Origin of the sequence: Amycolatopsis minnesotensis, from assembly GCF_039529815.1 — a bacterium.
Lineage (GTDB): Bacteria > Actinomycetota > Actinomycetes > Mycobacteriales > Pseudonocardiaceae > Amycolatopsis > Amycolatopsis minnesotensis.
Genome location: NZ_BAAANN010000010.1, coordinates 91416 through 114724, shown reverse-complemented (window position 1 = coordinate 114724; position 23309 = coordinate 91416). Strand labels below are relative to the sequence as shown.

At 70.8% G+C, this 23309-nt stretch carries 24 protein-coding genes; 18 read left to right on the top strand and 6 right to left on the bottom strand.

What is annotated here, in order from left to right:
• The first annotated feature begins 259 nt into the window (after positions 1 to 259).
• From ABD256_RS14570 to ABD256_RS14555, 4 genes are all read left to right on the top strand, one after another.
• Positions 260 to 1237, top strand: a complete 978-nt coding sequence (locus ABD256_RS14570; RefSeq protein ID WP_344417882.1) for an ornithine cyclodeaminase — start codon at positions 260 to 262, stop codon at positions 1235 to 1237.
• The gene (locus tag ABD256_RS14565; protein WP_344417880.1) at positions 1228 to 2571 is read left to right on the top strand and encodes an alanine racemase; all 1344 of its coding nucleotides are present in this window, start codon (positions 1228 to 1230) and stop codon (positions 2569 to 2571) included. The genes ABD256_RS14570 and ABD256_RS14565 overlap by 10 nt, the downstream gene beginning before the upstream one ends.
• Positions 2572 to 2647: 76 nt before the next feature.
• Positions 2648 to 3736, top strand: a complete 1089-nt coding sequence (locus ABD256_RS14560; protein WP_344417878.1) for a PLP-dependent cysteine synthase family protein — start codon at positions 2648 to 2650, stop codon at positions 3734 to 3736.
• Positions 3733 to 5130 (top strand): MATE family efflux transporter, encoded by a 1398-nt coding sequence (locus ABD256_RS14555; protein WP_344417876.1) that lies wholly within the window; start codon positions 3733 to 3735, stop codon positions 5128 to 5130. The genes ABD256_RS14560 and ABD256_RS14555 overlap by 4 nt, the downstream gene beginning before the upstream one ends.
• A 7-nt stretch (positions 5131 to 5137) precedes the next feature.
• Here the strand turns inward: ABD256_RS14555 and ABD256_RS14550 are convergent, their stop codons facing one another.
• The 3 genes from ABD256_RS14550 to ABD256_RS14540 form a co-directional block, all read right to left on the bottom strand.
• On the bottom strand, positions 5138 to 5323 hold the full coding sequence (locus ABD256_RS14550) for an ANTAR domain-containing protein (RefSeq protein ID WP_344417874.1): 186 nt from the start codon (positions 5321 to 5323) through the stop codon (positions 5138 to 5140).
• A 156-nt stretch (positions 5324 to 5479) separates the two neighbouring features.
• Complete coding sequence (locus tag ABD256_RS14545) at positions 5480 to 5656, bottom strand: CsbD family protein (protein WP_344417872.1); 177 nt, start codon at positions 5654 to 5656, stop codon at positions 5480 to 5482.
• A 41-nt stretch (positions 5657 to 5697) separates the two neighbouring features.
• Positions 5698 to 5853, bottom strand: coding sequence for a hypothetical protein (locus ABD256_RS14540; protein ID WP_344417870.1), 156 nt, complete (start codon positions 5851 to 5853; stop codon positions 5698 to 5700).
• Positions 5854 to 6075: 222 nt separating this feature from the next.
• Here ABD256_RS14540 and ABD256_RS14535 point away from each other — a divergent pair, with 222 nt between their 5' ends.
• From ABD256_RS14535 to ABD256_RS14510, 6 genes are all read left to right on the top strand, one after another.
• Positions 6076 to 7194 carry an AI-2E family transporter gene (locus ABD256_RS14535; RefSeq protein ID WP_344417868.1) on the top strand — a complete coding sequence of 373 codons (1119 nt, stop codon included), beginning with the start codon at positions 6076 to 6078 and terminating at the stop codon, positions 7192 to 7194.
• Between the two features lie 112 nt (positions 7195 to 7306).
• Positions 7307 to 7834, top strand: a complete 528-nt coding sequence (locus ABD256_RS14530; RefSeq protein WP_344417866.1) for a MarR family winged helix-turn-helix transcriptional regulator — start codon at positions 7307 to 7309, stop codon at positions 7832 to 7834.
• Between the two features lie 100 nt (positions 7835 to 7934).
• Positions 7935 to 9398 (top strand): MFS transporter, encoded by a 1464-nt coding sequence (locus tag ABD256_RS14525; protein ID WP_344417864.1) that lies wholly within the window; start codon positions 7935 to 7937, stop codon positions 9396 to 9398.
• A gap of 11 nt (positions 9399 to 9409) precedes the next feature.
• Complete coding sequence (locus ABD256_RS14520) at positions 9410 to 10648, top strand: FAD-dependent monooxygenase (protein WP_344417862.1); 1239 nt, start codon at positions 9410 to 9412, stop codon at positions 10646 to 10648.
• 292 nt (positions 10649 to 10940) lie between these two features.
• Positions 10941 to 11123, top strand: coding sequence for a hypothetical protein (locus ABD256_RS14515; RefSeq protein ID WP_344417860.1), 183 nt, complete (start codon positions 10941 to 10943; stop codon positions 11121 to 11123).
• Positions 11120 to 11629 carry a hypothetical protein gene (locus tag ABD256_RS14510; protein WP_344417858.1) on the top strand — a complete coding sequence of 170 codons (510 nt, stop codon included), beginning with the start codon at positions 11120 to 11122 and terminating at the stop codon, positions 11627 to 11629. The genes ABD256_RS14515 and ABD256_RS14510 overlap by 4 nt, the downstream gene beginning before the upstream one ends.
• A gap of 24 nt (positions 11630 to 11653) precedes the next feature.
• Here the strand turns inward: ABD256_RS14510 and ABD256_RS14505 are convergent, their stop codons facing one another.
• Both ABD256_RS14505 and ABD256_RS14500 read right to left on the bottom strand, forming a co-directional pair.
• Entirely contained in the window at positions 11654 to 12403 is a 750-nt protein-coding gene (locus ABD256_RS14505) for a GAF domain-containing protein (protein ID WP_344417856.1), read from the bottom strand.
• Positions 12404 to 12462: 59 nt separating this feature from the next.
• The gene (locus tag ABD256_RS14500) at positions 12463 to 13200 is read right to left on the bottom strand and encodes a GAF domain-containing protein (RefSeq protein WP_344417854.1); all 738 of its coding nucleotides are present in this window, start codon (positions 13198 to 13200) and stop codon (positions 12463 to 12465) included.
• A gap of 346 nt (positions 13201 to 13546) precedes the next feature.
• Between ABD256_RS14500 and ABD256_RS14495 the strand changes: the two genes are divergently transcribed.
• From ABD256_RS14495 to ABD256_RS14475, 5 genes are all read left to right on the top strand, one after another.
• Positions 13547 to 14191, top strand: a complete 645-nt coding sequence (locus ABD256_RS14495) for a sigma-70 family RNA polymerase sigma factor (RefSeq protein ID WP_344417852.1) — start codon at positions 13547 to 13549, stop codon at positions 14189 to 14191.
• Between the two features lie 13 nt (positions 14192 to 14204).
• Complete coding sequence (locus tag ABD256_RS14490) at positions 14205 to 15359, top strand: N(5)-(carboxyethyl)ornithine synthase (protein WP_344417850.1); 1155 nt, start codon at positions 14205 to 14207, stop codon at positions 15357 to 15359.
• 216 nt (positions 15360 to 15575) lie between these two features.
• Positions 15576 to 16544, top strand: coding sequence for a TIGR03557 family F420-dependent LLM class oxidoreductase (locus ABD256_RS14485; RefSeq protein WP_344417848.1), 969 nt, complete (start codon positions 15576 to 15578; stop codon positions 16542 to 16544).
• Between the two features lie 284 nt (positions 16545 to 16828).
• Positions 16829 to 17239: an STAS domain-containing protein gene (locus ABD256_RS14480; RefSeq protein WP_344417846.1), complete on the top strand. Its 411-nt coding sequence runs from the start codon at positions 16829 to 16831 to the stop codon at positions 17237 to 17239.
• A 250-nt stretch (positions 17240 to 17489) separates the two neighbouring features.
• Complete coding sequence (locus tag ABD256_RS14475; protein ID WP_344417844.1) at positions 17490 to 18314, top strand: ANTAR domain-containing protein; 825 nt, start codon at positions 17490 to 17492, stop codon at positions 18312 to 18314.
• A gap of 234 nt (positions 18315 to 18548) precedes the next feature.
• Here ABD256_RS14475 and ABD256_RS14470 read toward each other — a convergent pair whose 3' ends face one another.
• Positions 18549 to 19403, bottom strand: a complete 855-nt coding sequence (locus ABD256_RS14470; RefSeq protein WP_344417842.1) for an alpha/beta fold hydrolase — start codon at positions 19401 to 19403, stop codon at positions 18549 to 18551.
• Between the two features lie 302 nt (positions 19404 to 19705).
• Here ABD256_RS14470 and ABD256_RS14465 point away from each other — a divergent pair, with 302 nt between their 5' ends.
• The 3 genes from ABD256_RS14465 to ABD256_RS14455 all read left to right on the top strand — a co-directional run bounded on the left by ABD256_RS14465 (position 19706) and on the right by ABD256_RS14455 (position 23298).
• Positions 19706 to 20290 carry a TetR/AcrR family transcriptional regulator gene (locus ABD256_RS14465; RefSeq protein ID WP_344417840.1) on the top strand — a complete coding sequence of 195 codons (585 nt, stop codon included), beginning with the start codon at positions 19706 to 19708 and terminating at the stop codon, positions 20288 to 20290.
• A gap of 234 nt (positions 20291 to 20524) precedes the next feature.
• Positions 20525 to 21970 (top strand): NAD-dependent succinate-semialdehyde dehydrogenase, encoded by a 1446-nt coding sequence (locus ABD256_RS14460; RefSeq protein ID WP_344417838.1) that lies wholly within the window; start codon positions 20525 to 20527, stop codon positions 21968 to 21970.
• A 29-nt stretch (positions 21971 to 21999) separates the two neighbouring features.
• Positions 22000 to 23298 carry an aminotransferase family protein gene (locus ABD256_RS14455; RefSeq protein WP_344417836.1) on the top strand — a complete coding sequence of 433 codons (1299 nt, stop codon included), beginning with the start codon at positions 22000 to 22002 and terminating at the stop codon, positions 23296 to 23298.
• Positions 23299 to 23309: the final 11 nt, after the last annotated feature.

Sequence of the window (23309 nt, the reverse complement as noted above, 5' to 3'; positions counted from 1 at the left end):
CCGGGGCAAGTGCTCAGTGGGGGTGATCACCGCGTCGCGGAGGGTGAACTCCGGGCACGGCTCCGTTTTCGCACGTGGGCGTCCATTTCTATGCGGTAATGCGCATATCGGGTTTTGCTACTACTGGAATTCGGTCTTGCCCGTAGTGCTCACCCGCGTTAGCGTATCGCCTGCCGGTTCAAATGAAATGCGTCCCGCCGCATTTCCGTCCCGCAATAACGATGTCCCGTCATCCTGGCCGAATTGTGAGAACTGAACGATGATCACACCGGAACTGCACATCCTGACCAGGACCGATCTGGCCGCGCTGGAGATCGGTCCAGGGGAAGTGATCGACGCGGTGCGCGACGCGTATGTGGCCTACGCCGAAGGCGCCTCGCGAAATCCGACGAAGATGATGATGACGGTGCCGACCGGCCGGGACGCGGTGTCCTACTCGATGCTCGGCTTCGACGGCGCGTTGCAGCAGGTGGGTTTCAAGACGTCCTACCGGCAGGGCACCGGCAATCCCGACAAGTACTACACGACCATCAGCCTCTACGACGACAAGACCGGCCTGCCCTTCGCGTTCATGGACTGCCACCGGGTCGGCGGGTCGCGCACCCCGGCGACCACCGCGCTGATCGCCGAGGCGTGCGCCAGTGAGGGCGCCAGGTCGGCGCTGATGATCGGCACCGGAAGGCAGGGGCTGAACACGCTGCCCTATCTGGCGACCCGCCTGCCCCACCTGGAAAAGCTGCGCTTCTTCGGCACGCACCCGGACGGGGTCAGGGCCACCGTGGAGACGTTCCACGAGTACTTCCCCGGCCGCGAGCTGGAACGGGTCCACGACGTGCCCGCCGCGGTGTCCGATTCGGACATCGTGGTCGCCGCCTCCGGCAGGGCGGCCCACCCGCCGGTGAAGACGAGCTGGCTCAAACCGGGCGGGGTGTTGATTTCGGTGTCCAGCAAGGGCGTCGACTCCAGCTCGCTCGCCGACGCCGACTACGCGATCGCGACCAACGAAGGCCAGCTCGGCGTCACCGGGTCGCGGTTCGACACCGCGGACGGCGCGGCCGGGATCGACGCCGAGTTCCCCGATGTCCTGATCGGCCGCAAACCGGCGAGGCGCGGGCAGGCCGACCGGGTCTTCGCGTTCTCCAGCGGCATGGTCATCACCGACATCCCGGTCGCGCACGCGTTGGCGCACAAGGCCATCGAGGCGGGGCTGGGGCAGAAGGTGCGGCTGTGGACCTGATCACCACCGACGCCTCGCCCGTCCTTCCCGCCCTCGAGGCGCCGTGGGCGGACGAGGTGCGCGCCCATCCCACGATGCTGGCCGATATCGCGCACGCCGTCGGCGGCCCGTTCCACGTCCTGTACCCGGAGCAGTTCGGGGACAACGTGCTCGCGCTGCGGGCCGCGTTGCGCGACGCCGGGGTCGGCGGCGGGGTCTACTTCGGGAAGAAGGCCAACAAGTCCGGGTGCTGGTTGCCCGAGTGCGCCCGGACCGGCGCCGGGGTCGACGTGGCGAGTGAACCGGAGCTGGTGCACGCGCTCGCCGGTGGCGTGCGCGGCGCCGACCTGGTCGTGACCGGGGCGGCGAAGAAGGATTCCCTGCTGTGGCTGGCCATCCGGCACCAGTGCCTGATCGCGGTGGACGCGCTCGACGAACTCGACCGCGTCATCGAGGCAGCCAAGCGGACCGGGGTGGCGCGGATCCAGCTCCGGGTGCTGCCGCCACCGGACCCCGCCAGCCGGTTCGGGCTGGACCCGGCGGAACTGGACGAGGCACTGCACCGCTGCGTGCGAGCGTCCGGGCACGTCGAGATGGAAGGGTTCTCGTTCCACCTCAACGGATACCGGGTGCCGCCGCGGGCAAGGCTCGCCGCGGAGCTGGTGGACCGGTGCGTCCGGGCTCGCGCGCTCGGTCTCGCCGCCGGCTCGGTCGACATCGGCGGCGGCTTCGCGGTGTCGTATGTGGACGAAGAGCACTGGCGCGCCTATGCGGACGGGCACCAAGACGGCTGGTTCCACGCGGGGAAGCGGTTCAGCCACTTCTACCCGTACCACCAGGCGCCGACGGGCGCCGCCATGCTGGCCGCGATCCTTCGGTCCGAAGTGGACGGCGGGGGCACGGTGGCCGAGAAGTTCGCCGCGACCGGCACCAGGATGCTGATGGAGCCGGGCAGGGCGCTGCTCGACCGCACCGGGTTCAGCGCCTTCCCGGTGCAGGGCTTGAAGAGACGCGGCGGCTACGCGATCGCCACGGTGGGCGGGCTGAGCATGAGCGTGTCGGAGCAGTGGAAGAACAGCGAGTTCCTACCCGATCCCGTGCTGTGGCCGAACACCGGACGGCACGAGCCGGTCGGCGTGTGCGTCGGCGGCGCGAGCTGCATGGAGTACGACATGCTGACCTGGCGGAAGGTGCCGATGCCGCGGCAGCCGGAACCCGGTGACCTGCTGGTCTACCCCAACACCTCGGGTTACCAGATGGACAAGAACGAGACGGAGTTCCACCAGCTGCCGCTGCCGAGCCGGGTCGTCGTGGACCGGGCCGACGGCACGCTCCGCTGGCGGCTCGACCGTTAGACCGCGCTGTTCCTGACTGGACAGCAGCACCACCACGGACCCTTTACACACAGCGCGGGAGAAGAGTGAGGTATCGATGATCGGCCGTGGGGAGAACATCGTGGCGAAGGTGTCCGATCTGGTGGGCAGGACACCGCTGCTCGAACTGTGCACCGCGGAGTCGGCGAGCAGGCTGCTGGTCAAGCTCGAGCAGTTCAACCCGACAGGATCGGCCAAGGCGAGGATGGCCGAGGAAATGGTGAACGCGGCCGAACGGTCCGGTGCGCTGCTGCCCGGCGGGCGCATCGTGGAACCGACCTCGGGCAACACCGGCCTCGGGCTGGCGTTGATCGCGGTGGAGCGGGGGTACCGCTTCACCGCCGTCGTGGATCACCACGCCTGCAAGGACAAACTGGGCGCGATTGCCGCGCTGGGCGCCGAGCTCGTCTACGTCGGCGATCCCGGCACGACCGGGCCGAGCACCGTGCGCCGCCGCGCCAAAGCGGCCGAACTCGTCGCGCAGGATCCGACCGCGTACTGGCCGGATCAGCACAACAACCCGGCCAACCGGGCCGGCTATCGCGGGCTGGCAAGGGAACTGCTCGCCGACATGTTCGGTGACGTCGACTACCTGGTCAGCGCGATCGGCACCGGCGGTTCGCTGTGCGGCACCGCGACCGAGTTGCGCCACCTCGGCTCGCGGGTGCGCACGATCGGCGTCGAACCGCGGGGATCGATCATCTTCGGGGCCGAGCCGGGGAAGTACTGGCAGACCGGCAGCGGCAGCCCCGCGGGTTTCCCGGTGGGCGGCAACGTCGATTACGCTCAGGTCGACGAAGGCGTGCAGGTCGACGACGTGCACGCGTTCGCGACCGCGCGGGTGCTGGCGCGCAGGACCGGATTGATGATGGGAGGATCGGCGGGGGCCGCCCTGTACGTCGCGCTGAAGCGGCTCGGCGCGCTTCCGGCAGGCAGCACGATGGTGACGCTGGTGTGCGACGCGGGGGAGAAGTACCTCGACAGCGTCTTCGACGACGAATGGCTGCGCGGCAAGGGATTGCTCGACACCGCGGTGCACGAGGAGGTCGAGCGGCTGCTCGCTTCCCACACCGGGCCGGTGCCCGAGCCGAGACACGAGGAGATCGCCCCGCTGGCTCCGCTCGACGATCTGGTGGCGCACCCGTGAACCTCGCCGGACTGACCAAGGGATATCGCCCGCTGGTCGCGGTGGCGGCACCGATCGCGGGCATCCAGCTCGCGCAGGTCGCGCTGACCACGACCGATCTCGCGATGATGGGCCTGCTCGGCGTGCGCGCCATCGCGGCGGGCGGGCTCGCGGTGACCCTGTACAACCAGCTGCGCACCATGTGCGTCGGCATGGTCACCTCGGTGGGCAACCAGGTCGCGGCCGCGGTGGGGCGCGGCGAGGCCCGCACCGGCGGCGAACTGGACGAGACCGGCCGTGAGGAGATCCGCCGGGTCGTGCGCGCCTCGTTCCTGGTGGCCACCGGTGTCGGCATCGCCGGTGCACTGGTCCTCATTGGACTGAGCTTCGCCTTGACGCTGTTCGGGCAGAAGCCCGAGGTGCTGGCCATGGCGCGGCCGATGATGATGGCGCTCGCGCCGGGGCTGATCCCCATGCTGTGGCTGAACGTGCTGCGCCAGTTCGCCGTCGGCATGCACCGGCCCGGTTCGCTGCTGGGCATCACGCTGGCGTCGATCGGCGTGAACGCGGGCTTGAACGCGGTGTTCATCTACGGCCTGCTCGGCGTTCCCGAGCTGGGGCTGACCGGGGTCGGGCTGGCGACGACCTCGGTGCAGGTGCTGACCTTCCTGGCCTTCCTCGCGCTGGTGCGGCGCGATCGCCAGCTCGCGCCGCTGCTGTCGGTGCGGGCGTGGCGAGCCGATCCGGGCACCGTGAAATCCGTGCTCGAGCTCGGTTTCCCGATCAGCCTCACCTACGGCTCGGAAGCGGGCATCACCTCGGTGGCCACCTTGATGATGGGCGCGTTCGGCCCAGCCGCACTGGCCGCGCACAACGTGGTCAACCAGTGCGCCTACATCGTCTACCAGCTCAACATCGGGCTCTCGCAAGGATCTTCGATCGCGGTCAGCAAGGCGGTCGGCAAGGGCGACCGCGCCGGGGCAGGCGAGATCGCGCGGCGGGCGCTGACGCTGAGCGCGGCCATCATGACCGTGCTCGGGCTCGTCTACCTGATCGTGCCGTCCTGGGTGCTGTCCCTGTTCCTCGATCCCGGCGCGGACCGCGCGGTCACGGCCTCGGCGAGCACCCTGCTGCTGTTCGCCATCCTGCAGCAGTACTGCAAGGGGACGCAGAACATCTGCGTCGGCCTGCTGCGCGGCCTCGGCAACACCAAGATCGGGTTCCGCATGACCCTGATCGGCTACTGGTGCGTCGGCACTCCGCTGATGGTGCTGTGCGGTTACCTGCTCGACCTGCGGGGCCCCGGTGTCTGGCTCGGTCTGTGCGCGGGCTTCGGGGCGACGGCCGTGCTGCTACTGCGCCGGTTCCGTAAGGACCTGCACGCCGTGGCCGAGGTGGCGGTGCGCCCCGGCTGAGCGCCGGCTAACGGGGTCCGCCGACGGCGAGGCCGGCCACTTCGGCCAACGGCAGGCCCGCGGCGGCCGACAAGCGCACCAGGTGCGTCCTGGCCTGCTCCGCTTCACACGACCAGCGTTCCATCAGAACGCCCACGGCTTGCTCGAGGACGATCTTGTCCTGTGCGGCACGATAGCGCCGGACAACCGCCAAGCACTCAGGGTCGCCATCAGCGACACCGAAGGGGCTGGTACCACCCACGGGTCCGGGGTACCACAACGAAGCTCAGCGCGAAACAGGATTCCTCGCGAGAACGGGCCTGCGCCGCGGCCGATCTTCCCGCCGCGGCGCAGGCCCGATGAGGCGGGGTCAGTCCTTGACGTTCTTGAAGGCGTCCTTGACCTTTTCGCCTGCCTGCTTCATCGCTCCCTTTGCCTGCTCGGCCTTGCCCTCGGCCTGCCATTGCTCGTTTCCGGTCGCTTTCCCGGTGGCTTCCTTGGCTTTTCCTTTGAGCTCTTCTGCCTTGTTGTCGAACTTCTCGGTCATTTCGCCGCCTGTCCTTGGTTTTCGAATGGTGCGGTGCCTGGTCAGAACCAGTGCGCTCGTCCGCCGACCTTGCGGCCCGCGGTGCCCAGGATCGCCAGCACTGCCCCGATGACGACGAGGGCGATGCCGATCGACCACAGCACGGCGATCTTGGCGAGGAAGCCGACTATCAGGAGTATCACTCCGAGCACGATCACGGGAACTCCTCGTTCGGCCCAGCCCGCCGAGCGTGGCGGCCGGACCCGATTGCCAGTGGGGACACCAGGGAGTACCCGGCTCGCCCCGTTCCAAACCGGATTGGCCACCGGCCGGATCCGGGGTTTCCTCCAGCACGGCGTCGCGGCGGTCGCGGGTGCATGCTGGAGTTCTGCTCGTATCGCGAAACCCCCGGACCACGGGGCCGGAAAGGCTGGTCTTTCATGGACAACGACGAACCGTCGGCTCGGCGGGGCCGGACCGCGGAGGACGTGCTCGCCGCGGTGCCCTACGGGCTGCGGGTCGGGGCCGCCGTCTTCGGGCGGCTGCTGGTGGTCGCCGGGGGACTGGCGGTGCTCGGGTTCGTCGCGGTCCAGCTGGCGACGGTGCTGGTTCCGGTGGCGGTGGCGCTGCTGCTGGCCGGGCTGCTGGCACCGTCGGTGTCGTGGCTGGTGCGCAAGAAGGTTCCCCGGGGGCTGGCCACCGCGGTGGTGCTCGTCGGCGGGCTCGCCGTGGTGGGCGGAGTGGTCACCTTCGTGGTGTTCACGGTGACCGCGGGCATGCCCGCGCTGGTCGAGCAGATCCTGCACAGCGTGGACGACTTGCGCGCGTGGCTGCGGACCGGGCCGTTCCACCTGAGCCAGGGGCAGCTCGACCAGTTGCTCGACCAGCTGACCGCCGCGCTGGACAACAACCGGGCTTCGATCGCGTCGGGCGCCCTCTCGACCGCGGTCACGGTGGGCGAGTTCTTCACCGAGTTCCTGCTGATGGTGTTCTGCCTGATCTTCTTTCTGGCACAGGGCAACCAGATCTGGACGTTCCTGCTGCGCGCCGCACCGGTCCGGTTCCGGCGCAGGGTGGATTTCGCCGGGCGCGCCGGGTTCACCACGCTGGCCCACTACATCCGCGGTACCGCCGCGGTCGCGGTCGTCGACGCGGTGGCGATCGGGGTGGGCCTGCTCATCGTCGGGGTGCCGCTGGCGGCGCCGCTGGCCACCTTGGTCTTCCTCGGCGCGTTCATCCCCGTGATCGGCTCGGTGGTCACCGGTGCGGTCGCGGTGCTCGTGGCGCTGGTGACCGGGGGCCTGGTCCCGGCGATCATCGTGCTCGCCATCGTCATCGGCGTGATGCAGGTGGAAAGCCATGTCCTGCAACCGTTCCTGCTCGGCCGGGTGGTGCGCCTGCATCCGCTGGCCGTCGTGCTCGCACTGGCCACCGGGCTGGTCGCGGCCGGGATCACCGGGGCGTTGCTCGCCGTGCCGCTGCTCGCGGTGCTCAGCTCGGCCCTGCGCGAACTCGCCACACCCCCGCCGGGGCCCGGCACCACTCCCGGCACGACCTGACCGCGCGGGCGGGAATTGTCCATTGTGGACGGCAGGGGAAAGGCCGGAGTGGTGTCGATCGCCACACTAATTCACTAACCTAGTTAGCGAGTTCTTTAGTAGTATCTCCGGCATGACTCCTCCGGCCCGTGCTCCCCGTCCCGCCGGCGCGTCGCCCGCTGCCCGGCGGGACGGCCGGTGGCAGGTCGATTCCCCCGGCGTGGGCAACGCGGTGATGGAGCGCCTGCAAGAGGTGGGGACGCTGACGCGGGTGATCGAGAAACGGCTGAGCGGGGCGCTGGGGATCAACCCCACGGACCTGTCGGCGATGGAACACCTCACCAGCGACGGCCCGTTGACCGCGAAGGAGCTCGCGGACCGGCTGCGGGTCTCGACCGCCGCGAGCACGCATATCGTGGACCGGCTCGAAAAGGCCGGGCACATCACCCGCAGACCGCACACCACCGATCGCCGCAAAGTGCTGGTGGAACCGGCGGGGGAGTCGATGACCCGGATCTTCGACCACCTCCACCCGCTGCTCAGCGGCGTGGAGGGCCTCGTCGGGGCGCTGAGCCCCGGCGACCGGGACGTCGTCGAGAGCTTCCTGACCGGAGTCGTGCGGATCTACACCGGCACCGCGGATTCCTTGCCCCGGAGCTGACCTCGTCCACACCCACCGGGACGCATCCGCCGCGGGCGCCGTCCCGCGATCCCGCGCGCCCTTCAGCGGCGCGCGCCACCGGAGTTTTGGAGCGAATGCCTTGTCCGTAACCGAAAAGAAGACGCCGCGGGCCGTGTGGTGGCTCCTGGCCACCGTTCTCGTGGTCGAGCTGATGGACCTGCTCGACTCGACGATCGTCAACGTCGCGGGCCCGTCGCTGGAACGGTCCTTGGGGACGAGCCAGGTCGGGCTGCAATGGGTGATCGGTGGCTACGCACTGACCCTCGGCGCCGGACTCGTGCTCGGCGGGCGCCTCGGCGACCGGTACGGCCGCAGGCCGATGTTCCTGGCCGGGCTCGTGGCCTTCACCGCCGCGTCCCTGTTGTGCGCCCTCGCGCCGAGCGCCGGCCTGCTGATCGCCTTCCGGCTGGTCCAGGGCGTTGCCGGGGCGATGATGCTGCCGCAGGGGCTGGGCATCCTGCGCGACAACCTCGCCCCGCGCGAGCTGACCAAGGCGCTCGCCGTCTTCGGCCCCGTACTCGGCCTCGGTGGTGTGGTGGGCCCGGTGCTGGGCGGCGCGCTGGTCGACTGGGACCTGTTCGGCCTGGGCTGGCGGCTGGTGTTCCTGGTCAACGTGCCGGTCGGCCTCGCCGCGCTCGCACTGGCCTGGCGTCTCGTGCCCCGCGGCGGCCGAACCCGGGCCCTGCGCGTCGACCTCGTCGGAGCGGTGTTCGTCGCGGGCGCTTCCGCGTTGCTGGTGCTCCCGCTCAACGAAGGGCAGTCCTCGGGATGGCCGCTCTGGACCTGGTTTTCCCTGTCCGCCGCCGCGATCGGTTACGTGGCGTTCGCGCTGTGGCAGCGCGGCGCCGTGCGCGGAGGCCGCACCCCGCTGGTCACGCCGAGCCTGTTCGGCAAGTCCGCGTTCACCGTCGGGCTGGCCGCGGTCGCGCTGTTCTTCGGTGGCCTGATCGGCACCGAGCTCGTGCTCACGTTCTTCCTGCAGATCGGAGCGGGCTTCACGGCAGGGGAGGCGGGGCTGGGCAATCTCCCGGTGGCGCTGGGCACCGCCGTCGGCGGCGGGATCAGCGGGGGGCTGCTCGCGGCCAGGCTCGGCCGGGCCGTCCTGCAGGCCGGAGCCGTCGTCCAGTTCGCCGGGGTGGCCTGGTTGTGGCTCGCGCTGGCCGACACCACCGGCTTCACGATCTGGCGGATCGTGCCCGGCGGTGTCGTCACCGGGATCGGGGCGGGGATCGTGATCGCCGCGGTGTTCAACACCGTGCTCGGTGCCGTCGCCGACGACGAAGTCGGCTCCGCCTCGGGGGTGCTCTCCGCGGTCCAGTCCCTCGGCGGCTCGGTCGGCGTGGCGGTGTTCAGCACCGTGTTCTTCGCCGGTGCCGTCACCGGTGAGGCCACCGAGAGCTTCCGCGGCGCCCTCGTGGTCCAGGCCGTGGTCATCGGGTTGTTCCTGCTCATCTCGCCGTTGTTCCCGCGCCGCGCCCGTCCCGACGAAACCGGTCCCGCCACCGCCGCGACACCCGCGGACGCACCGCACCTCGTCCACTGAGGAGGATCAGCATGTCCCGTACCGTCCTGGTTTCCGGTGCCAGCATCGCGGGCCCCGCCCTGGCCTACTGGCTTCGCCGGCACGGCATGACCCCGACCGTGGTCGAACGCGCACCGGAGCCGCGCCCCGGCGGGCAGACGGTGGACCTGCGCGGCGCCGGTCGCACCGTCATCGAGCGCATGGGCCTGGAACCGGCCGCCCGCGACCGCGTCACCCACGAGGAGGGACTGCGCTTCGTCGACGCCCGCGGCCGCGTCCGCGCGTCGTTCGCCGCCGACGCCCTCGGCGGCGACGGGTTCGTCACCGAACTGGAACTCCTGCGCGGCGAACTCGCCGATCTGCTCTACCAGCACACCCGCCACGACGCCGAGTACGTGTTCGGCGACGAGATCACCGCGCTGACCGACACCGGCGAAGGCGTGGATGTCCGCTTCCGCAACGGATCCAGCCGGAACTTCGATCTCGTCGTCCTCGCCGACGGCCTGCGATCGCGGACGAGGGACCTGGTCTTCGCCGACATCGCCCGCACCCGGTCGTTCGGCCTCTGCACCGCCTACTTCACCATTCCCCGCAGCACTTCCGACGGGCGGTGGGCCCGCTGGTACAACGCACCCGGCCGCCGAGTCGTGCTCCTGCGCCCCGACAACCAGGGCACCACCCGCGCCACGCTGTCGTTCCTCACCCCGCGACCCGGTCTCGAACGGCTCAACCGCCCGGCACAGCAGGAATTCCTGTGCCGCCACTATTCCGGCGCGGGCTGGGAAACACCGCGCGTGCTCGACGAAATGGTCCGCGCACCGGACTTCTACTTCGAATCCGTCGGGCAGATGCGCCTGGAGCGGTGGTCGCGCGGCCGGATCGCGGTCGTCGGCGACGCCGCCTACTGCGCCTCACCGCTCAGCGGCATGGGCACCAGCCTCGCCCTCGTCGGCGCCTACGTTCTCGCCGGCGAACTCGGCCGCCAGCACGACCACGACGACGCTTTCCACGCATACGAAACCCTCATGCGGCCCTACGTCGAACAGGCCCAGAAGGTCTCTTGGCTCGCGCCCCGCCTGGCCGCGCCGAAGACCCGTGCCGGTATCCGGCTCCTCACCGCCGCGGCCCGCGTCGCCACCCGTCCCGGTGCCGGCCGGATAGCCGCCCGGTTCACCAATCCGCCCTCGGACGCCATCGACCTGCCTGCCTACCCACCCGCCGGGCAGGGCGGTGCCCGCGGGGCGTGCGGTGGATCCAGCACGCCAGGGTGACCGCGCCGGACGATCATCCGCCTTCGACGGGACCACCTCGACGAAAATCGAACGCCGCGACCGCCCCGGTTTCGCGTGCGGGCCCGACAACGGCGCGCGAGCGGGCAGCGATCCGAGGCGTTTCCCGGACACCGGGGAATGAGCGATCGCACCGGGCCGGGCGACGACCGCGGGCCGCTTTCCTGCGGGCGGGCCGAGGACGGTTTAAACTGTGCCGACCGGGGCGCTCTTCGCTCCGGCGCACCCCGGACCCCGGTGGCCACGCACAGCGTCGTCAACCACCGGAGCGGACATGGGCACTGCCGGGCAGATGCGGGAACCAGGACCAGGGGGCGAGTTGTCCCGGCTGGTCGCGACCGCGTGGATCCGGGCGGCGGACGCCGGGATCATCGACGCCGACGAACTCGCTCGGCTGCTGACGCGCCGGTCACCCGGCGAATGGGGTCCGGCGCCCGGCGGGGACGCGGCTTCGTGACCGTCCGGCTGCGATCCCGGTCGCGGCGGCGGGTGCGCGTGCCCGGCGTGCCGTCGTGGGTGCGCGAAGGCCCCGATGTTCCCGAGCGGATGATGACGCTGGTCTACCGGGTAGGGGCCGGCCTCGGCCGGTCACCGCGCGGGTGCGCCCGGCTGTGCCTCCGCGTCCTCGTCCGTGCGGCGGTGGCGGGCGCGGAGTCGCCGATCCGGGACGAGCGGGGATGGGTCGATCCCGGCAGGCGCCTGCGCGCCCGCGTCGTCGCGGCGCTGCGGGTGGACCTGGGGCCGCGGATCGACCGGGCGCGCTTCGAGGCCGTGCTGCGCGACGCGATCCTCCTCGACGAGCTGGCCTTGCTGCCCCCGCGCCAGCGGCTGGTGCTGTGGACCACGGTGCTGGGACGCGGCACCCTCTCGGATCTCGTCGCCGAGACCGGGTGGACGCCGCACCAGACGGCCCGCCTGCTGCGGGCCGCGCTCCAGAGCGTCACCGCGCACAGTCCCGGATAGCCGTCCTGGCTGCTCCGGTGCTGGTCACCGCGATGGGCGCGTCGCCGTGGTGAACGCCAGCGCGACGGCGGGATCGAGTTCGCGTTCGACCAGCGCGCGGGCGACTTCGCTCAGCCGCAGCCGGTTGCCGCGCGAGTACCCGCGGAGCACCTGGAAGGCGTCGTCCATGCCGATGTCGCCCTGTGCCGAGAGGACGCCCTTGGCCTGTTCGATGATCACCCGGCTGTTCAACGCGGTCTGCAACTGCTCGGACAGCGTTTCCGCACGGCGGATCGCGCGCTCCTGCAGGATCCCGACCGTGGCGGTGTCGGCCAGCGCCTGACCGACGTCGAGATCGTCGCCCGACAGTTCGCCCGCGGTGTGGCCGAACAGGTTCAGCGCGCCGATGGTCTGCTTCCGCAGCCGCAACGGCAGCGCGTGCACCGAGGCGAAACCGTCACGCGCCGCCTCCTCGGCGAACCGCGGCCACCGGTGCGCTTCGGCGGCGATATCGGCCACGAGCACCGGGACCCCGGTGGTGACGCAGTCCACGCACGGTCCCTCGTCGGTGTCGAGCTGGAACAGTTCGAGGAGCCTCGCCTGTTCGGTCGACGAGGCCAGCACGAGCAGGTTGCCGCGCTCGTCGGACAGGGTCAGCCCCGCGGCGGCGACGTCGAGCAGGTCGACGCACTGCTCCACCATGGTGTGCAGCAGGTCCGCGACGTCGTAGTCGTCGACCAGTGTGTCGGCAAGGCCGACGAAAGCCTTGATCAGCCGTCGTTCACGCTCAACCATGCCTGTCAGCTCCTGCCGCCTCGCCCGTCACAGTGCACGCTGCAACCGTCATCTGGTCCTCAACTCCGGTCATGGTCGTCGTCCAGTCGCAGGCGGCGAGCCACGATGTCCGCGGCGACCTCGAGCAGGGGGCGGCCGTGGCTGAACGCATAAGCCCGCATGCGCGCCAGCGCGGCGGCAGCGGGCAGGTCCAGCTGCACGACCAGCATCCCGGTGGCCTGGTGCACCTCGCGGTACCGCATCGCCGATCCACCCAGTGTCCACCCGGCGCCGTCCAGCCAGGAACGCTCCCCGGTCAGCAGGCCGGACAACGCCAGCGCGGCGACGTCGGCCACCTGCAGCGCGATCGCCAGCTCACCCGCGCTGAGCTGGCCGGGAGACGTGCGGTAGGTGTCCAGCGTCGCCACCCTGACCGCGCCGATGCGCACCGGGAAGGTGAACAGCGCCGCCACTTCGTGCTCCGTGGCCTGTGCGGCGAACACCGGCCACCGCGGCCTCGGCGAGCCGGCGAGGAACGGCACGAGAATCGGCCCGCCGGTCTCGTCGGCTTCGAAACAGGGCCCCTCGCCGAGGGAGAACTGCAGTTCCGCCAGTGCGGCACTGATCGCGTCGCTGGCGTAGACGACTTCGCGCTGCCCGGCCCGTGCGATGACCGAAACCGCCGCGCCGCCCACCGGAAGCAGCCGTGCGCACGCCCGGCACACCTTGCCCACGATGTCGATGCCACTGCTCGCCGTGGGTTCCGCCTCGGCGAGAGCGGCCAGGATGTCGGCCCGCAGGTCGTCTATTTCAGCCACGGCGGGCCGATCGCGCCAGGGGCTCGGTGTGCGACCGCATCGGACCCCTTTTCGTCGCGCCTCTCCGGATACCGGCGTACCGGCCCGATCGAGCCGGTAGCTCGCCAGTTCCGTCAACGCGAGACTTCTTTCAAGACCTTACCCGTCATCACCGCCGGGGCACGCCCGACCGGAGCGGCTCCGCGCGTCGTCGCGGAACCGGGCGCCCGCCGGCGCGGTGGACAACCGGCTGGTCGTGGTGCACGCTGGGTGGGCGCGATCGTTGATCCCCGGACCCCGGACGGCCAAACGCGATCTTCTGCCGGAGCTTCCCGGCACCGATGATCGAAGCTGGGAGCCACCGGAAATGTTCGGAACCGCGCCACCGTCAACGCCGCTCGTTGTCGCCGAGGTGGGGCGGCCCACCACGGGCGAAACCTTCGCCGGGGTGGGCGCGGGTCTCGTCACCGATGCCGTCGGCGGCGATCCGGCCGCCACCGGCGAACTGGTGGGCTTGCTGCGGCCGGTGGTGTTCCGGTACTGCCTGCGGCGGCTCGGCGGGGACCAGCGGACGACCAGCGCCGAAGACTGCACGCAGGACGTACTCGTCGCGGTACTGGCGGCGCTACCGCGATATCGCTACCCGGCCGACCGGTTCCTCGCCTTCGTGTTCGGCATCGCCGGGCACAAGGTCATCGACGTGTACCGCGTCCGCGCGGGGGATCGCACCGAGCCGGTCCCCGGTTTCGACGACGGCTACGACGACCGTGGCCCACCGGGCACCGGTCACGACGAGGTCGACCTGGCCGACCAGCGGCTGGCGATGTCCTGCCTGCTGGAGCGGCTTTCCCCGCGCCACCGCGACGTGCTGGTCCGGCGCGTGCTGTTCGGCCAGTCCGCCGCGGAGACCGCCGTGGCGCTCGGCATGCCGAGCGCCGGTGCTGTCCGCGTGACGCAGCATCGCGCCTTGACGACCTTGCGGAAGGCGTTGGCCGCGCTACCGAATGCCTAGCAGAAGGACACCCGTGCACCAGCTCAGTCTCGGCGTTATTTCCCGGTCGCACAAGGAAAACGAGCGCCGGCTGCCGATCCACCCCCGGCACCTCGAGCGGATCGACGCCGATCTCCGCCGGCGCGTCTACCTCGAACGGGGTTACGCCGAGCACTTCGGCATCCCCGACGAGCAACTGGCGGGTTCGGTGGCCGGGATCCGCTCCCGCGAGCAGCTCATCGCCGAGTGCGACGTCATCCTGCTGGCGAAGCCGCTCGCGCAGGACCTCACGGAGCTTCGGCAGGGCCAGATCCTGTGGGGCTGGCCGCACTGCGTGCAGGACGACAAGCTCACCCAGGTCGCCATCGACCGCAAGCTGACCGTGATCGCCTTCGAGGCGATGCACCACTGGGGCCGCGACGGCGCGTTCAACCTGCACGTGTTCCACAAGAACAACGAGCTGGCCGGCTACTCCTCGGTGTTGCACGCGCTGGAGCTGATCGGCTCGACCGGTGATTACGGCAGGCGGCTGCGCGCAATCGTGATGGGGTTCGGCGCCACCGCGAGGGGCTCGGTGACGGCGCTGAACGCGCACGGGGTGCACGACGTGCACATCCTCACCCAGCGCGGCGTCACCGCGATCAGCTCGCCGATCCATTCCGCGACCATGGTCCACTACGACCACGACGTGAACAGTCCGGGCGATCCGCGGCGCAGCCACGCCATCACCGCCAAGGGCAGGGTGCCGCTGGCCGGATACCTCGCCGAGCACGACATCGTCGTCAACTGCGTCCTGCAGGACACGGCCGCCCCGCTGACGTTCCTGATCGAAGAGGACCTCGCCGCGTTCGAACCGGGCAGTCTCATCATCGACGTCTCGTGCGACGAAGCGATGGGCTTCAGCTGGGCGCGGCCGACGACGTTCACGCAGCCGAGTTTCGTGGTGGGGCCGAACGTCACCTACTACGCGGTGGACCACAGCCCGTCCCACCTGTGGAACTCGGCCACCTGGGAGATCAGCGAAGCGCTGCTGCCGCACCTGCGCCGGGTCCTCGACGGCCGCGGCGCGTGGGACGGTGACAAGACCATCCAGCGCGCCGTCGAGATCCGTGACGGGATCGTCCAGAACCCGGCGATCCTGTCGTTCCAGCACCGCGCACCGGACTACCCGCACCCGCAAGCGGTCTAGGAAGTGTTGTGGACGTGGTTCGCGTGGCGGTGCGGGTAGCCGAACCTGACGCGTCCCGCCCGCGGGCACGACCACCACCCCCGCGGAAGCGCTGACGGCCCACTGCAAACGGCTCCGCCACTGAAAAGACAGAACCTGACCGGGGCCGCTGGATTGGCCGCGCGGCGAGGTGGGTATCCCGCGGACGATCATCGGCGTCGACGTCCTGGAGGCAGGGTGCAGGTCGGGTACAAGCTGTTCGCGGAGGACCTTTCGCCAGCGGAGCTGGTGCGCCAGGCGGTGCGCGCCGAGCGGGCCGGATTCGATTTCGTCGAGATCAGCGACCATTTCCACCCGTGGCTGGAGAATCACCGGCATTCCTCGTTCGTGTGGACGGTGCTGGGCGCGATCGCGGCGAGTACCGAACGGATCGGCCTCGCCACCGGGGTCACCTGCCCGTTCCTGCGCTACCACCCCGCGATCGTGGCGCAGGCGGCCGCCACCACGGCGCTGCTGTCCGGCGGCCGGTTCACGCTCGGCGTCGGCGCGGGGGAGCGGCTCAACGAGCACGTCGTCGGCAAGGGCTGGCCGCCGGTGTCGGTGCGGCACGAGATGCTCGCCGAGGCGCTGGAGATCATCAGGCTGCTGTGGTCCGGCGGCTACCACAGCTACCGGGGACGGCATCTGACGCTCGAAGACGCCAGGGTGTTCGACCTGCCGCCCGAGCCGCCGCCGATCGCGGTCGCCGCCGGGGGACCGGCCGCGGCCGGGATCGCGGCGGAGCTGGGGGATGCGCTCTTTTCCACCGAGCCGGACCCCGGCCTGCTGACCGCGTACCGCGAGGCGGGCGGGACGGGTCCCGGCTACGCGGAAGTGCCGCTGGCGTGGGCGGCGGACGAGACGGCCGCGGCCGAATCCGCGCACCGGTTGTTCCGGTTCGGGCTGATGGGGTGGAAGGTGCAGGCGGAGCTGCCGAACCCGGTGAACTTCGAGGCCGCGACGGCGTTCACCACCCCGTCGGACCTGCGCGAGGCCTTCGGGTGCGGGCCGGATCCGAAGGCGCACTTGAAGGTGGTGGAGCAGTTCGCCGAAGCCGGGTTCGACCGCCTCGCGCTGATCAACGCGGGGCCCGACCCCGACGGGTTCTTCGCCTTCTTCGAAGACGAACTCGCCGGGCCGGTGCGCGAGCTGGCGCGGGGCCGCTGATGCCCGCGCGCGCAATCCGCGCCGGAGAAGGAAAAACCGCTGCTGCGGAAGGTGGTGCGATTCTATCCAATGAGGACAGTGCTGGTGCCGCGCCGCCCTTGCCCGGTTCCCCGCGCGCATGGACAGGCTTCTTCGGCTCTGGTACTAAGGAAAACATCGCGGTTGAGCCCACAGCCCCTGACGTTCGGCGGGCCGGGCGAGGTCAGTTCCCCCGCTGCCCCGGGTTCCAGCGTTCCCGGCACTCGGCCCCCAGGCGTCTCTCTGCCGCATGCCCGGAGGTTTTCGTGACCGAAGTTCCCGTACCCCGCACCCCCGACCAGCTCTCGCTCGCCGCCGCGACACCGGCCCCGCAGGCGGTGGTGCCGCCCGGCCGGTTCGGCGTCCGGGTCGTACGGCCCGCGCCGACGGCGACGGTCATCGAGGTGACCGGGGAGCTCGACGCCGCCACAGTGCGGCACTTCCTCGACGTCGTCGAGCCGAGGCTCGCCTCGGTGGTGCGGACGCTCGTGGTCGACCTGTCCGCGGTCACCTCGCTCGACTCCGCCGGGCTTCGGGCTCTCCGCCGGTGCGTGCGGCGTGCGGCGGCCACCGGACAGGGCTTCGTGCTGATCACCGGTCCGCGGCGTCTTTTCCGCGCGCTGGAGACCGGTGAGTTCGCGTACTGCCTCGCGCGCACCGCCGAAACCGTCGCCTGATCCGGCCCGCCCGCATCCGGAGTCCCCGTCGCTGCGCCGTTTTCCCGATCCGGGTCCGCCCTTCGGCCGTCGACGGCGCACCCGGTCCCAGTCCTCGATCCTCCGGCGTCCGCGCCGCGGATTGGTCGTGTGCCGGAGGGCCGCCGTGTGCAAAGCTTGTCGGCACGGTGCCATCGAATCCAGCCGCCCTGATGGCCCGCTCCGCGTCGGCGGGACGGCGCGGACAGCTTGAGGGAAGGGACGGGACGGGATGCACCCCGCCGGGGTCGTGGAGACGCCGTTGACCGTCCTGCTGGAGGGAGTTCTCTCCGGCGTGCGCCGCGATGTCGGGGGCGAAGTGGGGACCGCGATCAGCGTCGCGCATCCGACGCGGCGCCGTGGCGGCGGCCAGTTGCAGGTGCTGGCGGCGACCGGCGTCGGCCGCGTGCTGACCCCGATCACCACCGGGCACCTGTGGGGGCCGTCCCTGCTGGTGGCCGCGGGCGAGGAGCCGATCGTCACCGCCGATCTGTGGCACGACCGGCGCTGGCCGCACCTGACCGCGGCCGCCGTGCGCGAGCAGGTGCCGGAAGAACACCGCGGCGCGGTGTCGAACGTGCGGGGCGTCGCGGCGGTGCCCGGGGTGTGGGACGGCGACGGCGTGGTGGTCCTGTCGATCTACCTGGCTGGCCCCGCCGATCACGGCACGCTCGCGGTGCTGATCCGGCACGAGCGGCTGGTCGCCAGCGCGATCACGATCGCGAGCATCGCCACGCGCAGCGCGGACGAGGCCGAGCAGACCCTGGACGCGCTGGCCTCCCGCGCCATGATCGAGCAGGCGAAGGGCGCGATCATGGCGCGGCGGCGCGTGGACGCCGACGAAGCGTGGGCGATGCTGCGCCGGGCCAGCCAGGAGTTCAACGTCAAACTGCGCGAACTGGCGCTGGCACTGGTCGAGTACGTCGGGCAGGCGCCGGTCGAACAGGAAGGCGACACCCGCCACCACGTCCGCGCCGGTGAAGGCGCCCGGAACGCGGCCGCGCTGGTGTGGCAGGCGCTCTGCGTGCCGGAGGCGACCTTGTCGGAATCCCGTTAGCCCCTCGCGGAGAACCGGGCGGTTCAGCCGGGAACCGGTTCGCTTCCGGGCGCCGTTTCGACGAACGCCCCGGTGACTTGGGGGCCTCTCGAAACCACCGATTTCGCGATCGACACCGTCGCGAACGAAAGCGGGTCCGGCACGGCCGCCGGGCTTCGGGCCGCCTTCGCGAAGCACCTCCACATCTCGCCACGGGACTACCGCGCCACCCGGGCCGCCTGGCTCGCTTGCCGTTCACTGCCTCGGCGGGCAAGGAGAGCCGAGCCATTCCGCGAGCACCGCGGCGACCTCGGCGGGAGCGTCTTCGGTCAGGAAGTGCCCGGCGCCGGGGATGATGGTGCGCCGCGCGCCGGGGATCGCGCCGGCCAGTTCGGTGGCGGTGCGCCGCGGCAGCCATTGGTCGTGCTCGCCCCAGATCACGTGGGTGGGGACGGCGATTTCACCGAGGGCGCCGACCACGTCGGCGGTGTCGTCCTCGCTGAAATGCGCGACGTGGTCGAGCCAGCGCTGCTGGCCGTCGCGTCCCGCGAACCGGTCGAGGTAGGCGGCTCGGACGGGCTCGGGCAGTTCGAGGTGGGTCGCCGTGCGCACGTGCCCGGCGATGATTTCGCCGAAGACGTGCGACGGCATGCTCCGGTAGACCTCGAGGTGCCGCTGCATGTGCTGGACCACCGGTGTCACCCACGGGGACAGCACCGCGGCGTCGAGCACCGCGATCGAGCTCGCCGGAACCTTTTCGATCAGGTGCGCGCGCAGGACCGCGCCGCCGCCGATGTCGTGGCCCACCAGTGCCGGCGCGTCCAGCTCCCAGTAGGCGACCAGTTCGGCCAGAGTGCGCGCGTGCAGCGCGATCGACGCGCTCGCGCCGTCGGCGAGGCTGGAGTCGCCGTACCCGGGCAGATCCCACAGGTACACCGTGTGCGCTTCCGCGAGCGGCGCGGCGATCTCGCGCCACAGGTACGACCAGGACGGGGTGCCGTGCACGAGCACCACCGGTGGCCCGGCGCCGAACACGTCCGCGGCGATCTCGCCGGTACTGGTGCGGACTCGGTCCCGCAGACCCCACGGGCGCGTCACGTCGACGGTCATCGTCGTTACTCTCCTCGATATTAAGTAAGGCTCTAACGAAGCTTGCACCAGTTACCGTAGAGAAATTTGGTAAGGCTCGCAACTCTATTTAAGTCATTACAGAACGTTCGGGGACCGCGCTCTGCCCGGTGAACGACCCCGGAAGTGGCACGGGCTTCTCCGTATCCCGGTCGTGAGTGGATAGTCATGGGAGCCGTTGGTGCTCTTCGCCGCCGTCGCCGGCGCGAGGGTGTTGACGACCGGTCATTACATTTGTAATGTACGAGCGTCGAGAGCCTGGATGAAGCGTGTCGGGAGGTCGCGTGGCGAGTGGCAGGACGCAGCGGGCGCCCGCCGAGATGAAGCGCGCGTTGCAGCGCGCCACCGTCGAGGTCGTCGCGCGGGACGGGATCCGCGGGCTGACCTACCGGGCGGTCGCGCACGCGGCCGGTGTCACCACGGGCGCGGTCCAGCACCACTTCTCGTCGATCGACGACCTGTTGCGCTCCTCTTTGGACTGGGTGCTCGAGGAGAGCGCCGAGAACGGTCTGCTCGGTGCGCGGGCGGGGATCTTCGCGGAGGGCCCCGATGTGCGGAAGCGCTTCGCCGAAAGCGCCGACATCCAGATCTTCCAGTACCGGCTCGTGGTCGAGTCGGCGGGGCGGGAAGAGCTGCGGCCGGGGGTGCAACGGCTGTACGAGAGCTACTTCGGCGCGGTGGCGAAGGATCTTGCCGCCATCGGGGCGCCGCGGAGCGCGGGGCTCACCTCGCTCGTCTACTACGCGCTCGACGGGATGTTCCTGCACCAGGTCGCCGACCAGGAAGCCGATCCCGATGCCGCGCTGGAAGCCCTGCGGGCGCTGCTGAAGGCGGCCGAGCACGGGAAAGCGGTGAGCGACGAAGGCTGATTTTCGGCCGGTACCGGGCAATGACCCGCGCGTCTGATCCACTGTAGACACGCGGTCATTGCCCTTTTGCGTTCGTGGCAACGAAAACCCTGTGGGCATTCCTGAATTCTTGGTGTTGACTAAATCAACACAGGGGGTCAGACTCGGCGCATCGCGGTGCCACGCCGGAAGCGGCGGCACCCGATCGTGCTCCTCGGCCACCGGGCCGGAATCTGTGATGTGAAAGGCGTTTCGATGTCAGACACCACCGCCGCGACCTTGCTGATCGACGGGCGCTGGGCCGCCGCGCCCTCGTCGTTCGACGTCGTCGACCCCGCCAGCCTCGAAGTGATCGGCCGGGCGTCGGACGCCGCGGCCGACCACGCCCGTGCCGCTCTCGACTCGGCTTCGGCCGCCTTCCGCGGCTGGGCCGAAACGGATCCGGAGACCCGCGGTGCCTACCTGCGAGCGGGTGCGGCGGCCATCCGCGCCCGTCGTGACGACCTCGCCGGGCTGCTCAGCCGGGAGAACGGGAAGCCGCTGGGCGAAGCGGCGGGCGAGCTGACCGGTGCCGCGCGCATGCTGGAGTGGGCCGCGGAGGAGGGGCGCCGCGCCAACGGCAGGGTGACCCCGGCGAACGCGGCGGGCCCCGGCTTGGTGCTGCGGAGCCCGGTGGGGCCGGTGCTCGCGATCACGCCGTGGAACTTCCCGGCCAGCATGCTGATCCGCAAGGTGGGGCTCGCCCTGGCGGCGGGCTGCGCGGTGATCGCGAAACCCGCCGAGCAGACGCCGCTCATCGCCACGGCGCTGCTCGGGATCCTGCAGGACACCGGGCTTCCCGCTGGCGTGCTCCAGTCGCTGACCACGTCGCGGCCCGCGGAACTGGTGGACGCCCTGCTGGCCGACGGCCGGTTGCGCAAGGTGAGCTTCACCGGTTCCACCGAGGTCGGCCTCGGCCTGCTGCGCCGCACCGGTTCCGTGCTGCGCCGGACGTCGCTGGAGATGGGTGGCCATTCCCCGGCGATCGTGTTCGAAGACGCCGATATCGAGGCCGCCGCGTCCGGTGTGGTGATGGCGAAGTTCTTCAACGCCGGGCAGAGCTGCACCGCGGTGAACCGGCTCTACGTGCACGAGAGCGTCCGCGACGACCTGCTGGCGTTGATCGAGAAGAAGACGGCCGCGCTGCGGGTCGGGCGCGGGGACGCGGACGGGGTCGCGGTGGGGCCGTTGATCGACGAGGCCGGCCTGGCGAAGGTCGAGCGGCAGGTCGCCGACGCGGTCGGGAAGGGGGCGCGGGTGCTCGTCGGCGGAAGCCGCTGGGAGCCATCCGACCCGGGCCTGCGCGGGCACTTCTTCCAGCCGACCGTGCTCGTGGACGTGACCCCCGACATGCTGATCGCCCGTGAGGAGACGTTCGGCCCCGCGCTGGCCGTGTCGACGTTCGCCGACGACGATGAAGCCGTCGAACTCGCCAACGCGACGGAGTACGGGCTCGCCGCGTACGTGTTCGGTTCGGATCTCCGCCGCATCTGGCGCCTGCTCGAACGGCTCGACTTCGGCGTGATCGGCGTGAACGACCCCGCGCCGGTCCGCCCGGAACTCCCGTTCGGCGGGCAGAAGAACTCCGGCCAGGAACGCGAAGGCGGCAGCGAGGGGATCGAAGCCTACACCGAGACCAAGGCCGTCGCGCTGCGCTTCTGACCCGCCCCCACTGTCCGAAAGGGACCTCGATGACCAGCACCACCGAACAACTGTCCACAGCGGAGCTGTCCGAAGTGGACCGGCGCAGCCTGGTGCACCCGCACACCGTGCTCGGGTCGCCTGCCGAACCACTCGTCCTCGACCGCGGCGAGGGGGCGCTGCTCTGGGACACCGACGGCCGCCGCTACATCGACGGCACCTGCGGCCTGTGGCAGTGCCCGGTCGGCCACGGGCGCGCCGAGCTCGCGGCCGTGGCCGCCGAGCAGATCGGCAGGCTGGAGTTCTACTCGTCGTTCGGGGACTACTCCAACGCCCCGTCGATCCTGCTCGCCGACCGGCTGCTGTCGCTGGCACCCGCGGGGCTCGACCGCGTCTTCCTCACCAACGGCGGTTCCGAAGGCAACGAGACCGCGATCAAGCTCGCCCGCCTCGCGCACCACCACGCGGGATCGCCGGAGCGCACGGTGATCCTCGCCCGCACCGGCGGCTACCACGGCATGGGCGGCGGTTCGCTCGCGGCGACGGGCATCGAGGGCCTGCGCACGGGGTTCGGCCCGCTGCTGCCGGACGTCGAATGGCTCGGCAAGCCGCACGGCATCGAGCACGGCCCGGACGCCACCGACATCCTCGTCGCCGAGCTGGAGCGGCGCATCGACGAGATCGGCCCGCACCGCATCGCCGCGTTCATCGGGGAACCCGTCCTCGGTGTCGGCGGTATGGTGCCGCCGCCGGAGGGGTACTGGCCGCGCGTGCAGGAAGTGCTGCGGCGGCACGGGATCCTGCTCATCGTGGACGAGATCGTGACCGCGTTCGGCCGGACCGGGCACTGGTTCGGCAGCGAGCACTTCGGCATCGAGCCCGACATGATCGTGCTCGCCAAGGGCATCACGAGCGGCTACATCCCGATGGGCGCGGTGCTGATCGGCAGCAGGGTGCTGGCACTGGCCGACGGCGCCACGTTCCTGCACGGGTTCACCTACAACGGCCACCCGGTCGGTTCGGCCGTCGCGCTGGCCAACATCGACATCATCGAGCGGGAGAACCTGCTCGACCGCGCCCGCGTCCTCGGTGCGCGCCTCCGCGAGCGGCTCGACCCGCTCACGAAGCTCCCGCACGTGCGAGAGGTGCGCGGGGTCGGCCTGATGCTCGGCATCGAGTTCGACGGCGTGCCCACCGCGTCCGTGCAGTCCGGCTGCCGCGCGGACGGGGTCGTGGTGCGCGCGTCGGGCTCCAGCGTCGTGCTCTCACCACCGCTGGTGATCACCGAGGAGCAGATCGACACCCTCGCCGACGTCCTGTGCCGCCACGTCGCGGCCGCCGCGGGCTGAGGGGAGGAAAT

Coding starts and splice junctions, on each gene's coding strand:
- ABD256_RS14560 (WP_344417878.1), top strand. CDS start 2,648: ATGATCGGCCGTGGGGAGAACATCGTGGCGAAGGTGTCCGATCTGGTG.
- ABD256_RS14515 (WP_344417860.1), top strand. CDS start 10,941: ATGGGCACTGCCGGGCAGATGCGGGAACCAGGACCAGGGGGCGAGTTG.
- ABD256_RS14475 (WP_344417844.1), top strand. CDS start 17,490: ATGCACCCCGCCGGGGTCGTGGAGACGCCGTTGACCGTCCTGCTGGAG.
- ABD256_RS14495 (WP_344417852.1), top strand. CDS start 13,547: ATGTTCGGAACCGCGCCACCGTCAACGCCGCTCGTTGTCGCCGAGGTG.
- ABD256_RS14520 (WP_344417862.1), top strand. CDS start 9,410: ATGTCCCGTACCGTCCTGGTTTCCGGTGCCAGCATCGCGGGCCCCGCC.
- ABD256_RS14545 (WP_344417872.1), bottom strand. CDS start 5,656: ATGACCGAGAAGTTCGACAACAAGGCAGAAGAGCTCAAAGGAAAAGCC.
- ABD256_RS14460 (WP_344417838.1), top strand. CDS start 20,525: ATGTCAGACACCACCGCCGCGACCTTGCTGATCGACGGGCGCTGGGCC.
- ABD256_RS14530 (WP_344417866.1), top strand. CDS start 7,307: ATGACTCCTCCGGCCCGTGCTCCCCGTCCCGCCGGCGCGTCGCCCGCT.
- ABD256_RS14470 (WP_344417842.1), bottom strand. CDS start 19,403: ATGACCGTCGACGTGACGCGCCCGTGGGGTCTGCGGGACCGAGTCCGC.
- ABD256_RS14455 (WP_344417836.1), top strand. CDS start 22,000: ATGACCAGCACCACCGAACAACTGTCCACAGCGGAGCTGTCCGAAGTG.
- ABD256_RS14570 (WP_344417882.1), top strand. CDS start 260: ATGATCACACCGGAACTGCACATCCTGACCAGGACCGATCTGGCCGCG.
- ABD256_RS14505 (WP_344417856.1), bottom strand. CDS start 12,403: ATGGTTGAGCGTGAACGACGGCTGATCAAGGCTTTCGTCGGCCTTGCC.
- ABD256_RS14535 (WP_344417868.1), top strand. CDS start 6,076: ATGGACAACGACGAACCGTCGGCTCGGCGGGGCCGGACCGCGGAGGAC.